At 71.6% G+C, this 12590-nt stretch carries 9 protein-coding genes; 2 read left to right on the forward strand and 7 right to left on the reverse strand.

Annotated features, from left to right (window positions below):
• Positions 1–146: 146 nt before the first annotated feature.
• Complete coding sequence (locus MTF69_RS10125; RefSeq protein ID WP_243332772.1) at positions 147–1391, reverse strand: peptidoglycan-binding protein; 1245 nt, start codon at positions 1389–1391, stop codon at positions 147–149.
• Between the two features lie 382 nt (positions 1392–1773).
• Here MTF69_RS10125 and MTF69_RS10130 point away from each other — a divergent pair, with 382 nt between their 5' ends.
• Both MTF69_RS10130 and MTF69_RS10135 read left to right on the forward strand, forming a co-directional pair.
• A complete protein-coding gene (locus tag MTF69_RS10130; protein WP_243332774.1) occupies positions 1774–4296 on the forward strand; it encodes a hypothetical protein in 2523 nt (840 codons plus the stop codon).
• Positions 4263–5354 carry an FAD-dependent oxidoreductase gene (locus tag MTF69_RS10135; RefSeq protein WP_243332776.1) on the forward strand — a complete coding sequence of 364 codons (1092 nt, stop codon included), beginning with the start codon at positions 4263–4265 and terminating at the stop codon, positions 5352–5354. The genes MTF69_RS10130 and MTF69_RS10135 overlap by 34 nt, the downstream gene beginning before the upstream one ends.
• A 78-nt stretch (positions 5355–5432) precedes the next feature.
• Here the strand turns inward: MTF69_RS10135 and thpD are convergent, their stop codons facing one another.
• From thpD to MTF69_RS10165, 6 genes are all read right to left on the reverse strand, one after another.
• Positions 5433–6335, reverse strand: coding sequence for an ectoine hydroxylase (gene thpD / locus MTF69_RS10140; RefSeq protein WP_243332778.1), 903 nt, complete (start codon positions 6333–6335; stop codon positions 5433–5435).
• Between the two features lie 61 nt (positions 6336–6396).
• Positions 6397–6801: an ectoine synthase gene (locus MTF69_RS10145; protein ID WP_243332779.1), complete on the reverse strand. Its 405-nt coding sequence runs from the start codon at positions 6799–6801 to the stop codon at positions 6397–6399.
• A 35-nt stretch (positions 6802–6836) separates the two neighbouring features.
• On the reverse strand, positions 6837–8105 hold the full coding sequence (ectB, locus tag MTF69_RS10150) for a diaminobutyrate--2-oxoglutarate transaminase (RefSeq protein ID WP_243332780.1): 1269 nt from the start codon (positions 8103–8105) through the stop codon (positions 6837–6839).
• A gap of 149 nt (positions 8106–8254) precedes the next feature.
• Positions 8255–8806, reverse strand: coding sequence for a diaminobutyrate acetyltransferase (ectA, locus tag MTF69_RS10155; RefSeq protein WP_243332781.1), 552 nt, complete (start codon positions 8804–8806; stop codon positions 8255–8257).
• A gap of 242 nt (positions 8807–9048) precedes the next feature.
• Positions 9049–10527 carry an ABC transporter substrate-binding protein gene (locus MTF69_RS10160; protein ID WP_243332782.1) on the reverse strand — a complete coding sequence of 493 codons (1479 nt, stop codon included), beginning with the start codon at positions 10525–10527 and terminating at the stop codon, positions 9049–9051.
• Positions 10528–10531: 4 nt separating this feature from the next.
• Positions 10532–12532, reverse strand: a complete 2001-nt coding sequence (locus MTF69_RS10165; RefSeq protein WP_243332783.1) for a hypothetical protein — start codon at positions 12530–12532, stop codon at positions 10532–10534.
• Between the last annotated feature and the right edge of the window lie 58 nt (positions 12533–12590).

Below are 12590 nucleotides of genomic sequence, written 5' to 3' on the forward strand. Positions count from 1 at the left end.
GCAGCGGTCCCGTCGCGGCGGCGTCGGTGTCGTGCGCGCCATGACGTCGCCCGGGCCGTGGCGGCGGCCGCACGGGGGCTACAGCCCCAGCTGCAGCCACCGCCCGTGCCGCCAGAGCCGCCCGTGCCGTCAGGGCGCCCCGGGTGCTACGCGAAGAGCCGGCGCCAGGTCTCCGGGCCCGGGTAGCCGTCCGCCTGCGCGCCGCGCCAGCCCTGTGCCCGCTGGAACGCCTCCACGTTGCGCCGGTCGCTCTCGGACCAACGGGGTCCCGGGCCGTCGGAGTAGTGCTGCCCGTAGCCGCGCTCCACGAGCCGGCGGCCCAGCTTGGCCACGTGGTCGTTGGACTGTCCGGGGCGGAAGTGCTGCCGGCCGGGGAAGGCGGAGCCGGTCGGCGGCCCGCCGCTCCCGGTGGCGATGTCGCGTCCCGTGCCGCTGGTGAGCAGGGTCCAGGTGGCCGGACCGGGCATGCCGTCGGCCTCCGCGCCGCGCCACCCCTGGGCCTCCTGGAAGGCCTTGGTGGCGGCCCGGTCCGCCGAACTCCACACGGGTCCCGGGCCGGAGGTGTAGAAACGCGTTGCGCCGCGCGCCACGAGCATCTCGCCGAGCCGGGTGACGTGCGCGTTGTTCGCCCCGGTGCCGAAGGCGCGCGCCCCGGGGAACGCGCCGGGGGTCTCCTCGCCGCCGCCTTCGCGCAGGCCCGTGTAGCGGTAGGCCACGTAGCGCGAGGAGTTGTTCCAGTACGCGTACGGGGTGCTGCGCTTCAGGGTGTGCGGGCGGGTCTGCTCGTAGGCGGTGTACCGGGTCCTGGACGAGTCGGTCCAGCCTCCGAAGAGCACTACGTGGGAGCCCGCGCCGGGATTCGAGGGGTTGTGGAACAGCAGCATGTCACCGGGTAGCAGCTCGGACTTGGAGATGCGCTGCGCGAACTGGTCCAGGCTGCCGGTCCACTGGTTGGAGCCGAGCCCCCAGGCCATCGACACGAAGCCGGAGCAGTCCGTCCGGTAGCCGTTCCGGTAGGCGGACATGCTGTACGGGACCTTCGCGTCCACCCACTGCTGGGCGCGGCGCATGATCTCGGCCCGGGTGACGGAGGCGGCTTCCGGGGCGTCCAGGCGCTTGGCCGGGGTCCGCGCGAGCGGACCGGCCGGCCCCTGCGGAGTGGATGCCGTGCCGTCGGGGAAAGGGGAGCGCCCCGTTTCGGCGGCCTGGGCGGTGGCGGCGGGCCCGGGGAGCGCGGCCAGGCCGCAGGCTCCGGCGACCGTGGCCACGGCCATGGCGCGGACCCGTCGGCGCGGGGTGTGCCGGGCGGCGGCGGATCGTCGCTCGGTCCGGCAGCCGGGGCAGGGGCAGTTCGTATCCGGCTGTATCTCGGTGAACGCTATAAGGGACATGATGGGATGAATCACTCCTCATGGGTGGATAAAGGGCCTAACTTGATCATGATGTGCGGGCGTGCCGGGAGGGGCTCAAGTCCCGCGGGGCGAAATCGGCGTGTCGCACGGCTCGCCCCACGCGCGGTGATCCCGTCGCCCGATCCGGGTCTCCGCGGCATGTGCCTGCGGATGTCGCGAACTCACCCTGAAAACAGCCTGGTTGTTCGCCCGGCGAACGGCCCGTCCGGGAGGAGTGGCCGGTGAGGGGCCGCGCGCCAAGCTTTTAACAACACCCATTGGGCCGTTCGGAGGGAAGCCCGCGTCGATCTCCGGCCTCCCGCGGCCGAGCCGCCACAATCACCGATCGGTGAGAGGTTCCGACACATCCCAGGAGGCGAACGTGGTGCTCTCTCGACGCGGTCTTGTGAAGGGAGCCGCCGCCGGCGGCCTCCTGCTCGGATTCCCGGGACTCACCGTCCAGTACGAGGCCGTGGCGGCGCCGCCCACCAGAGCGCTGGCCGACGCGGTCGCCGACGCCTGCGCCCGGCTCGCCGGCCGCGGCTGGCGTACGCTGCTCCTCACCGCGACCCGGGGCGCACTCGACATCGGGGCCCCGGACCTGGCCGCCGAGCTGGCGAAACCGGTCCCCGACCTGGACCGCTCGGTGCCCGGCTTCGAGGACTTCTCCCCGGCCCTGCCCGCCCGTGGCATCGAGCCGGGGATCCCCGCCCGGAGCCTGCTCTACCACGCGTTCGCCTCGCCCCACGTGACCACGGACGGCCGGGGCCGGACCCTCGGCGCGTTCCCGGGCCTCGCCGAGATCGAAGCCGTCGAGAACTACGTCTACGGGGTGCGCCCGCCCTCACTGGCCCGGCTCCGCGAGATCGCCGGGGAGAACCCGCTCGGTGTGGTGGTGTTCGCCCTCGACTACCGTGACGCCACCGGCTCGGTGCACGGCCGCCACGCCGACCTCTGCTTCTCCCGGACCGGCATCACCCGCATGGGCACCACCGGCCCGCACTACGACGCCCGGACCCGCCAGTTCGCCCCGCAGGACCCGAAGAGCCCGTTCGTCTTCCGTACGGTGCCGCAGCGCTTCGCCCCGTACATCGCCATGCAGGTCACCGGGGCCGACCGTCGCAGCTTCGGACCCCGCGACATCGTCGACGGCGACGACGAGCGCGCCTTCTGGGTCCCGGTGCACAAGCTCTTCCCCGGGCGGGAATGCGTCGAGGGGCTGGACCTCTCCCTCACCCTCGGCTCGCACTTGGTCAACGAGAAGCTCAAGCGGATGCACCTCTTCCTCCGGGAGCAGGGCTACCCGACCGAGTGGACCGGCAAGGACCTGGAGAAGTTCCCCTTCACGATCCGGGACGAGAAGATCGCGGCCCTGCTGCCGCCGCAGAAGGGAGCGCACGGCTCCGGGGTGCTCGCCCCGCGTCCCGGGCCGTTCGCGGACCGGGCCCGCTTCGAGGGGGAGTGGCTCAGCTTCAACGTGTCCGCGGACCTGGTGCAGGATCCGGGAATCCTCTACTTCTCCTCCGTTCAGCTGATCCCCGGCTCCCTGGAGACCGAACCGACCTACCTGGAAGGGACCGCCCCCGACAACGACCGGCGCTCCCCCGAGTACGTCAACATCCGCCACCGCCTGCACAGCGACGGACGGCTGGAGAACCTCAACCTCAACCCGGACATGGACACGATCATCCGGGAGGGCGGCTACCGGGCCCAGCACTGGGTGGACTTCGCCGGGGACGGCTTCGTCTCCGTCGACTGCCCGCAGCTCGCCTCCGAGATCGACACGTTCAAGCCCGCGTTCTGCAGCGTCGCGCCACCCGACTTCTTCCCCCACGTCAACCAGCACGACCTCGCGGTGTGGTGGCGCACCGAGGTCCCGGAGGCGATCCGCGACGCACTGTGGGCCGTACCGCCGCACCCGCTCTCGGAGTTCCGGTTCGCCGGGGACATCACCCTTCCCAAGGGCTTCGACATCTACGACGACACCCTGACCGCCGTACTCGGCCATCCGGCGCCCGGGGAACCCCTCGCCCGCCCGCTGCCCGCCGGCGCACGCGGCCGGTACACCGGTCTGCCGGACGCGGCGGCCGGGGTGACGGACCCGGGATGGGAGGTGAGCCAGGGCCTCGTCTACAGCGAGCCCGGACTGCCGCTCCAGCGCTACACGCAGGCCTACAGCCTCGGCACCCCCTTCCTCGAGGACGTCAAACTCTGCGCGGCACTCGGCAGTTACTGGCCCTCCGTGGCACCCGATGCGACCCGTACCTTCACCCCGCTCAAGGACGCCCCCGGCTTCGCCTACCCGTGGCCGACGATCGTCCCGCTGACCGACGCCGAGATCGGCATGGAGGAGACCGACGGGCTCGGGCGGCTGCCCTGGGACGGGATCCGGGGGCCGGAGGTCCGTACCGTGGACGGCCGGCAGGTGGTCGCCTACCAGGACATCGACAGGGCGGACTACATCACCACGCAGGACCGGCTCACCGCCCACCTCACCGCCCGCGTCGACCTCGCCGAAACCAAGTCCCGGGTCCTCGCCATGTCGGCGGTGTACTGGAGTCTGGGCATCCACGACCCCGACTTCGTGACCCGGTTCGGCGCCAGGGCCGTCATCGAGATCCTGAAGGCCAAATCGGCGTGGGCGGTGGTGTCCTTCACCACGGTCGACGCCGATGACACCGGACTGGCGCAGGCCCAGCAGGCCACCGGCAGCCGCCTCACGGGGACCCGCCGCTACCGGGTCCGCGTCTACCGGCCCGGAACCGAATCGCGCGATCCCTCCGACATCCAGAAGGTCCTGGTGGAGATCGAGGAGGACGTGCTGGCCTTCACGGACGGCACGGCCGTGCTGTTGCGCAGGGGCGGGGGCCCGTGGACGCGCGACGCCACGATCCCGACCAGGTGAGGGCGGGCGGCCCGGCCGGAGACGGTACGGTCGTGGACGTGCTCGTCGCCGGAGGCGGCCCCGCCGGCTGCGCGGCCGCGATCGTGTGCGCGGCGGGCGGGCTGCGGACCGTACTGGCCGAACGCGCGGACGGCCCGAGGGACCGGCCGGGAGAGGCGCTGCACCCGGGCGCCGAGTCCGTCCTCGCAGGCCTGCTGCCGGACGGCTTCGCGTCGGTGGTTGGAGCCCGGCACGAGGGCATCCACGTCGGCTGGGGCGGCGAACCGCGCTTCGAGCCGTTCGGCAGTGACGCGGACGGGCCCTGGCGCGGCTTCCAGGTCGACCGGCGGCGGCTGGACGGGCTCTTGCTGGACCGGGCCCGGCAAGCCGGGGCGGAGGTGCGGATGTCCTGTCGCGTGCTGGAACCCCTGGTCGAGGGCGGTGTCGTGACGGGCGCCCGCACCCGGGGCCCGGGTCCGGGCACGGCGACCATCCGCGCGCGGACCGTCATCGACGCGACCGGCCGCGCCCGCTGGGCCGGCCGCGCCCTGGGGCCCGCCGCCGCCGGCCGGCCGCGGTCGCCGCGCCTGCTGATCCGGTACGGCTACGCGCTGGGCGCCAGCCCGGCCCGTGACGCGGCGCCCGCGATCGTCGCGGACCACACCGGCTGGACCTGGACGGCCCGGGTGGAGGCCGCCCGGTACCAGTGGATGCGTCTGGACCTGGTACCGGAACAGAGGTCGCGCACCTGGCTGCCCGAGGAGTTCGCGGGCCTGACCCCCGAGGGTCCGCCGCGGGCCGCCGACGTGACCTGGCGGCTGAGCGGGGCCCCCGCGGGGCCGGGCTGGTTCGTGGTCGGCGACGCGGGCGCGCAGCTGGACCCGTCCTCCTCCCACGGCGTGCTGCGGGCCCTGCTGTCCGGCTGGACGGCGGGCGGCCTCACGGCGGCCGTGGCGGACGGCGCAAACCCCCACCAGGCCGCGGCCACGTACCGGCAGTGGTTGTACGAGGGCGCGGAGCGCGACATCCACCACCTGGCCGGCACCTACGCGAGGCTCGGAGCGCGGGGCTTCGGCTGACCTGACCATCACCCCCGCTGCGTAGCCGGCCCGGCCGGGCAGGTGCCCGGCCGGGCCTGGCCGGGTCGGCCGGAGGCGTCAGCGCACGGGCGTGAAGTCCCGCGAGGCGATGTATCCGGGCCGGCGCACCGGGGCGGCGAAGGGCTTCGACGGGCGGTTCTCGACGCTGTTGAAGACCAGGAACACGTTGCTGCGCGGGTAGGGCGTGATGTTGTCACCCGAGCCGTGCATCGCGTTGCAGTCGAACCAGGTGGCCGAGCCCGCCTTGCCGGTGAACAGCTTGATGCCGCAGGCCGAGGCGAACGTGGTCAGTGCCTCGTCCGACGGGGTGCCCGCGTCCTGCATCTGGAGGGACTTCTTGTAGTTGTCCTTCGGCGTCGCACCGGCACAGCCGAGGAAGCTCCGGTGGGAGCCGGGCATGATCATCAGGCCGCCGTTGGTGGTGTGGTTCGGCGTCAGGGCGATGGACACCGACACGGTGCGCATGTGCGGCAGGCCGTCCTCGGCGTGCCAGGTCTCGAAGTCGGAGTGCCAGTAGAACCCGCTGGCGCCGAAACCGGGCTTGACGTTGATGCGGGACTGGTGCACGTACACCTCGGAGCCCAGGATCTGCCGCGCGCGCCCCACGACGCGCGGATCGGCGGCCAGGGCCGCGAACACCTCGCTGATCCGGTGGACTTCGAAGACGGAGCGCACTTCCCGGGACTTCGGCTCCACGACGGACCGCTCGTCGGCCAGTGTCGAGGGGTCACGGAGCAGCCGGTCCATCTCGGTCCGGTAGACGTCCGTTTCGTCGGGCGTGATGAGTTCCTCGACGGACAGGAAGCCGTCGCGCTCGTAGCTCTCCAGCTCGTGGGCCCAGATCGGGCCCGGCGTGCCGGGCTCGGACCAGACGACGGGGTCCGCGCGGCCGGTGAGCACCTCCTCGGAGCCCCGGGTCGGATACAGGTCGTTCACCGTGCGAATGGATGCGGAGGTCATGGCGGTGCCTGCCTCTCCCTTCTGATCTGTGCGGGTGCGGGTGCGGGTGCGTGTGCGTACGTCAGCCGTGGTCGGGTTCGGTGAGCAGCGGGTACACGCCGTTCTCGTCGTGGTCCTCCCGGCCGGTCACGGGCGGGTTGAAGACGCACAGGCAGCGGAACTCGTGTTTCACGCGCAGGGTGTGCCGCTCGTGGCCGTCGAGGAGGTACATGGTTCCCGGCGTGATCGTGTACGTCAGGCCCGTCTCCTCGTCGGTGAGCTCGGCCTCTCCCTGTGTGCAGACCACGGCCTCCACGTGGTTCGCGTACCACATGGACGTCTCGGTGCCGGCGTACAGGACGGTCTCGTGCAGGGAGAAGCCGACGCGTTCCCCGGCCAGGACGATGCGCTTGCTCTCCCAGGTGCCGGATGCCGCCCTGACGTGGCGGTCGGTTCCCTCGATCTCCCGGAACGAACGGACGATCATGGTGGTGCCCTTCGTGGTGTGTGGCGGGGTGCCGGTCAGGCGGTTTCGCGGACGGAGCGGGCGAGGATGCCGAGGCCCTCGTCGAGTTCGTCGCGGGTGACGGTGAGCGGCGGGAGCAGCTTCACGACCTCGCCCTCGGGGCCCGACGTCTCGAGAAGGAGCCCGTGCTCGAAAGCCCTCCGGCACACCGCTGCCGCGCGCTCCTTGTGGGCGAACTCGACGCCCCAGACCAGCCCGCGACCCCGGTACGTCGCCCCCAGCCGGGCGTGTTCGCCGCAGAGCTCGCGCAGCGCGCTCTCGACGTGCCCGCCGTGGACGAGGGTCCGCTCGCGCAGGACGCCGTCGCCCCAGTAGGTCTCCAGGGCAGCCGTCGCGGTCACGAAGGCCGGATTGTTGCCGCGGAAGGTGCCGTTGTGCTCGCCCGGCTCCCACAGGTCCAGCTCGGGCTTGAACAGGCACAGGGACATGGGGAGTCCGTAGCCGCTGATGGACTTCGACAGCGTGACGATGTCGGGCGTGATGCCCGCCTCCTCGAACGAGAAGAACTCGCCGGTCCGGCCGCAGCCCATCTGGATGTCGTCGACGATCAGCAGCATGTCGCGGCGCCGGCACAGGTCCGCGAGGGCGCGGAGCCATTCGGCGCGCGCCACGTTGATCCCGCCCTCGCCCTGGATCGTCTCGACGATGACGGCCGCCGGGTGGTTGAGGCCCGAGCCCTGGTCCTCCAGCAGACGCTCGAACCAGAGGAAGTCGGGGACCCTGCCTCCGAGGTAGTTGTCGAAGGGCATCGGGGTGCCGTGGACCAGGGGGATGCCGGCGCCGGCCCGTTTGAAGGCGTTGCCCGTGACGGCGAGGGAGCCGAGCGACATGCCGTGGAAGGCGTTGGTGAAGGACACGACCGACTCGCGCCCCTTGGCCTTCCGCGCGAGCTTGAGCGCCGCTTCGACGGCGTTGGTCCCGGTGGGCCCCGGGAACATCACTTTGTAGTTCAGTGCGCGGGGTTCGAGGACGTGGGACCGGAAGGTCTCGAGGAAGGCCCTCTTGGCGGTCGTCGACATGTCGAGCCCGTGCGTGATGCCGTCCCGCTCCAGGTAGTCGAGCAGGGCCCGCTTCAGGGCGGGGTGGTTGTGGCCGTAGTTCAGAGAACCGGCGCCCGCGAAGAAGTCCAGGTAGCCGGAGCCGTGTTCGTCGTACAGCCGGCTTCCCGTGGCGCGCTCGAAGACGACGGGCCAGGCGCGGCAGTAGCTTCGCACCTCGGACTCCAGGGTCTCGAAGACGGACGGGGCCGGCTCGGTCATGGTCAAGGCAACTCTCCAGTGAGCGTGTGGTGTTCGGAACTGGGTGTTCGTACGAGGCGTGCGGTACGGGGCGTGCGGTACGGGGCGTGCGGTACGGGGCGTGCGGTACGGGGCGTGCGGTACGGGGCGTGCGGTACGAGGCGTGCGGACCGGGATCAGAAGTGGAGCGGCCCGATGCGGTGCAGGACTTCCGGGGCGTACCCGCGGTCCGGGAACTCCTCTGCGGTGAACAGCACTTCGCGCGTGAGCGTGGCGCCGTGCCGTGCGGCGTACGAGGCGAACAGCCGCTCCGACGCGAGGTTCCCGGGGGAGATGGTGGTCTCCAGGAAGTTCAGTCCGTGTTCCGCCGCCACGCGGGCGGAGAGGCCGTCGAGCAGGGCCCCGGCGATGCCCAGACCGCGGACGGATTCGTCGACGGCGATCTGCCAGACGAGCAGGGTTCCGGGGCTGTCGGGCCGCAGGTATCCGCTGACGAATCCGACGGCACGCCCGGACGAGTCGCGGGCGACCGCGGACGTGCCGGCGAAGTCACGGCACCAGAGGAGATAGCTGTAGGCCGAGTTGAGGTCCAGCGTCCTGGAATCGCGAGCGAGGCGCCACAGATGGCGGCCGTCACCGGGGCGGGGGCGGTCGATGTGCGTGGTCGAGGTGGTCGGCGCGGGCGGCAGGGTCTTCCGGTAATGGGCCAGTTCTGCATGAGCGGTCATGCGGGCCGAAGCTACCCAGGGTTGGAGCGGATTGCACGGCCCCGAGGGGTTACGGGGCGGGTGCTGTTCGTGATAGGTGGAGAGGCCTTCCCGAGATCGCGAAAGCACCGGCAATGCGGTGGATTTTCCACGAAATATGCTGACATCTCCACCCCATCCTCGAGTCTATAACGAGCAGGTAACTTCTTGGCTCCGTCTCATGTTTTCGGTGACCTGGAGTGTGATGCCACCGTCGCGGTGCGTCATTGTCCCTGTGGGGGTTTACCCACCGCCGCGGAGACTTCGACGAGCTCCACCTGGCCCTTGGCGTTGAGGCGGAGGATCGGGACGGCCTTGTTGCGCGGGTTCCCGTTGTTCTGGAAGGAGATGAATCCGCCGGCCCCGGCCACCTGCTGGGTGCCGTCCATCTGATGGAACATCCGGGCCACCGCGTCGCCGGCCACCTGGCCCTGCCAGCGGGCGGCCATCTGGATGCCGTGGGCCGAGGCGAGTACCGCGTCGTGGCCCATCAGGGCCCCGCCGTCCTCGCGGGGGTCGTGCGGGAACCACTGGTCCAGCAGCCCGCCCGGCTGGAAGTTCTTCGCGGAGGGTGCGGACACCGCCTGCGGGGCCGCGCGGTACATGTCGGGGTGGGCGAGGCCGGTGTAGAGCACCTCGATGCCCGTCTCGGCGGCGCGGGCCAGCTGCTCGGGGCTCAGGTTGGTCGTGTCGTCCCCGGTGAACACGGTGAACTGCTGCTCGGTGCAACTGCGGTTGGCGAGCGCGTCGAGGAAGCGGGTGAGGTGCAGGCCTCGGCCGGCGAAGTAGACGAGCTGCGGGCGCTGCTGGCACAACTGGCCGGGCATGTAGCGCAGTTCGTTCTGCCAGGCGCTGCTGACAGAGGAGTCGTACGTCATGCGCTCGGCAACGAGCTTGTGCGCGCCGCCGTCATGGAACGCCTTGGTGAAGGCCGTGCCGAGGGTGGAGGCGTAGAGGTCTCCCTGCGCCACGTCCTGGACGACGACACCGGTGGTGACCCCGCGCCGTTTGAGGTAGCCGGCGCCCGCGTAGGCCTGGTCCTCGTTGGTGGGGGCGATCCGGACGAAGCCGTTGATGTCCTTGATGTCCGAGGCGGTCATGGTGGCGCCGACCATGGCGATCCCGTTCTCGGAGAAGCGCTTTATGGCCGCGAGGTTCTCGTTGGTGCTGGGTCCGAGACCGGCCACCGCGACGAGCCGGTCCGGGGAGTCCTTGCGGGCGATCAGCGCGTCGACGGTGTGCTTCCACTGCGTGGACTTGCTGCCCGGATTGGCTATCAGCAGCCGGATCCTGGGCGTGGCGGCCAAGTCGCCCTGGTTGTGCCGGTACTGGGCCAGGTAGGCGCCCTGGAGTTCGTGCCGGACGCCCTCCGCCGAGTTGCTGTCCGCGGCGGTGGTGGTGAACGAGGTGAAGTAGGCAACGCTGACGTACGGCTCCTTGTCCGCGTTGGCGAGGACCCGGCGGTTCTCCACCTCGATCTTCGCGCTGACGGCGTCGAGGTGCGGAGCGAAGACGTAGGAGCCGTCGCTCACTCCGACGCACTCGTCGTCCGGTCCCCGTTCCACGACCCCTTCGGCGCACCTGGCCTGGCGCTCCTGGAGCCAGCCCGCGCCCAGCCAGAGCGCCGCCACGAGGGTGATGACCGCAGCGGTGGCCAGCGCGACGCGGCGTACGACGTGCAGGGGCCATTCGAGTCTGGGCACGCGCTCAGCCCTCCCAGCCCGCGGTCTGGGGATCGCGCCAATGCCGGTACCGCTCGGCCTCGTTGAACAGGGCCACGATGTCGTTCCTCCGCAGTTGGGACAGCTGGGTGTAGCCGTCGGCGATCAGGTTCCCCAGCCGCATGGCGGGGTCGGCCAGCGGATCGCTCCACACCCAGCGGGTGGTCACCAGGGTGTGGATCACGGACTCGGTGTCCATCACCCGCCCGGGCCGGCGCGGGACGAGCCCGGAGAGGAGCTCCAGCGGCCCGCTGCCGGCGGGGAGCCGGTTCGGAGCGGAGGTGATCGCGTCGAACTCGGAGATCCACTGCGCGGCGGGTACGGCGGTGAAGCGCCGGGTCAGATGGGTGGTGACCTCCTCGGTCCGCCCGCGGGCGAGCTGGTGGTACATCTCCTGCACCGGCTTGCCCTCGCCGCGGTAGTACTCCGCGAGGAGTTCGTGCACGGCGTCCCACCCGTCGGGCCGCGCGGCCAGCCGCCACAGGAGCAGCCGGCGCAGCCACGGGTGGAGTACGGGTACCACGGCGACGGGTCCGGTCAGCAGCCAGCGGGCCCGGATCTCGCCGAACAGGGAGTCGTCGGGGCTGAGCAGCCGCGTGGCCACGGAGAAGTCCCGGGCGGCTGCGCATTCGGCCAGGGCCGCGCGCTGGGTCCCGTCGAAGTCGCGCAGGAGATGGCCGAGGGCGGTGTCGGCGAGGGTGGCGGAGTCCTCCCCGGTGCGCAGCGGCCGGTCGGGCAGGGTGCGCAGCCAATGGTCCTGCTGGGGGCCGGAGTCCGGGAGTGACCCGGCCTGGCGCAGTACGTCGAGCACCTGGTGGACCGCGCGCGGCAGGCCGCCGGTGAGCCGGTGTACGAAGGGGGTGAGGCGGGTCAGCGGGGCCAGGTCGCTGTGCCCGCCGAGCTGGAGCTCTATCCGGATCCGCACCTCGTCCAGGTTGAGGTCGCGCAGGCGCAGCGGGTACCACCAGCTGTCCTCGCTGTCGCGGGGCGGCCGGTGGGCGTGCCAGTCGGCCAGGGAGGCCCGGTCGGGTCCGCGCAGCTGCCAGGGCCAGGAGTCCCCGGTCGCCGGACCCCAGCGGGGCAGCCAGCGGTTGGAGCTGGCGACGACGGTCAGGGGATCGCTGGTGTGCCCGGCCACCACGGTCTGGTCGTGCCGGGAGCGCAGTAACAGGTCGAGGAAGTGGCGGCCGTATTCGGTGTGGGAGTTGTCCAGGAGCAGCAGGTAGGAACGGGGCATGAAGTTGCGGGCGGTGTTGCGCCTGAGGTCCTCGAGGAAGGCCGAGAAGAGGACGAGGTCGAGGCGCTCCTGCTCGTTCTCGTCGCCCTCGTGGCGCCACAGGTTGAGCTCCACGAGGGCTTCCATGGGGTCCGCGCTGCGGGTCATGGGGTGGCGTCCGTACCAGTGGGCCCCGGCCGTGAGCCGATTGCCCAGCCGGCCGCCGAGCAGGCCGGGCACGGTGCGGCGGCCGCGCCGCAGGGCGTCCTGGAAGAGGGCGAGTGCGGCGCTGGAGGCGCCCTCGGGCATGCCGACAGCGCCCATGCCCACTTCGAAGAAGGCCGCCAGATAGTCGCCGTGGCGGGCCTCGTTCTCCTCCTGGAACCGGTCCAGCTGGCGCTGCACCGCGCGCCGCCCCTCCGAGAGGTTGCGCATGCGCAGCTCCTGGTCGGAGGCGAGCAGGCCGAGGCTGAGCAGCGGGAAGTGGGAGCGGCCGTAGCGGGGCAGTTTGCGTTCGAGCTGGCGGGCCAGGAGCCCGAGGGCGTAGCGCGGCAGCAGGGACTGGGCCCCGCCGAAGTTGACGAAGGCGAAGGGGTAGTCCGGCCCGAAGCGCTCCATGAGCGCGCTGTGCGCCTCGCTGGCCCCGCTGCCGGCCGGGCCGAGGAGCATGGTCAGCGGCCGCTCGGCAGCCGGGTCCTCCTTCAGGCAGGAGTCGACCAGCGACAGAATGCCGCTCCGGCCGCGCAGGCCCATGCCCGTACCCGGCTCCATGACGTGTGATCCCCCCCAGGACAGCGCTTCGAGGAGTAGAGCCTGCCATCCGGAAGCC

Origin of the sequence: Streptomyces sp. AP-93 (genome assembly GCF_022808175.1) — a bacterium.
GTDB lineage: Bacteria > Actinomycetota > Actinomycetes > Streptomycetales > Streptomycetaceae > Streptomyces.

What these genes read in the sequence shown, in the direction of transcription:
- MTF69_RS10125 (WP_243332772.1), bottom strand. Translation starts at nt 1,391, where the DNA reads ATGTCCCTTATAGCGTTCACCGAGATACAGCCGGATACGAACTGCCCC.
- MTF69_RS10165 (WP_243332783.1), bottom strand. Translation starts at nt 12,532, where the DNA reads ATGGAGCCGGGTACGGGCATGGGCCTGCGCGGCCGGAGCGGCATTCTG.
- thpD (WP_243332778.1), bottom strand. Translation starts at nt 6,335, where the DNA reads ATGACCTCCGCATCCATTCGCACGGTGAACGACCTGTATCCGACCCGG.
- ectA (WP_243332781.1), bottom strand. Translation starts at nt 8,806, where the DNA reads ATGACCGCTCATGCAGAACTGGCCCATTACCGGAAGACCCTGCCGCCC.
- MTF69_RS10145 (WP_243332779.1), bottom strand. Translation starts at nt 6,801, where the DNA reads ATGATCGTCCGTTCGTTCCGGGAGATCGAGGGAACCGACCGCCACGTC.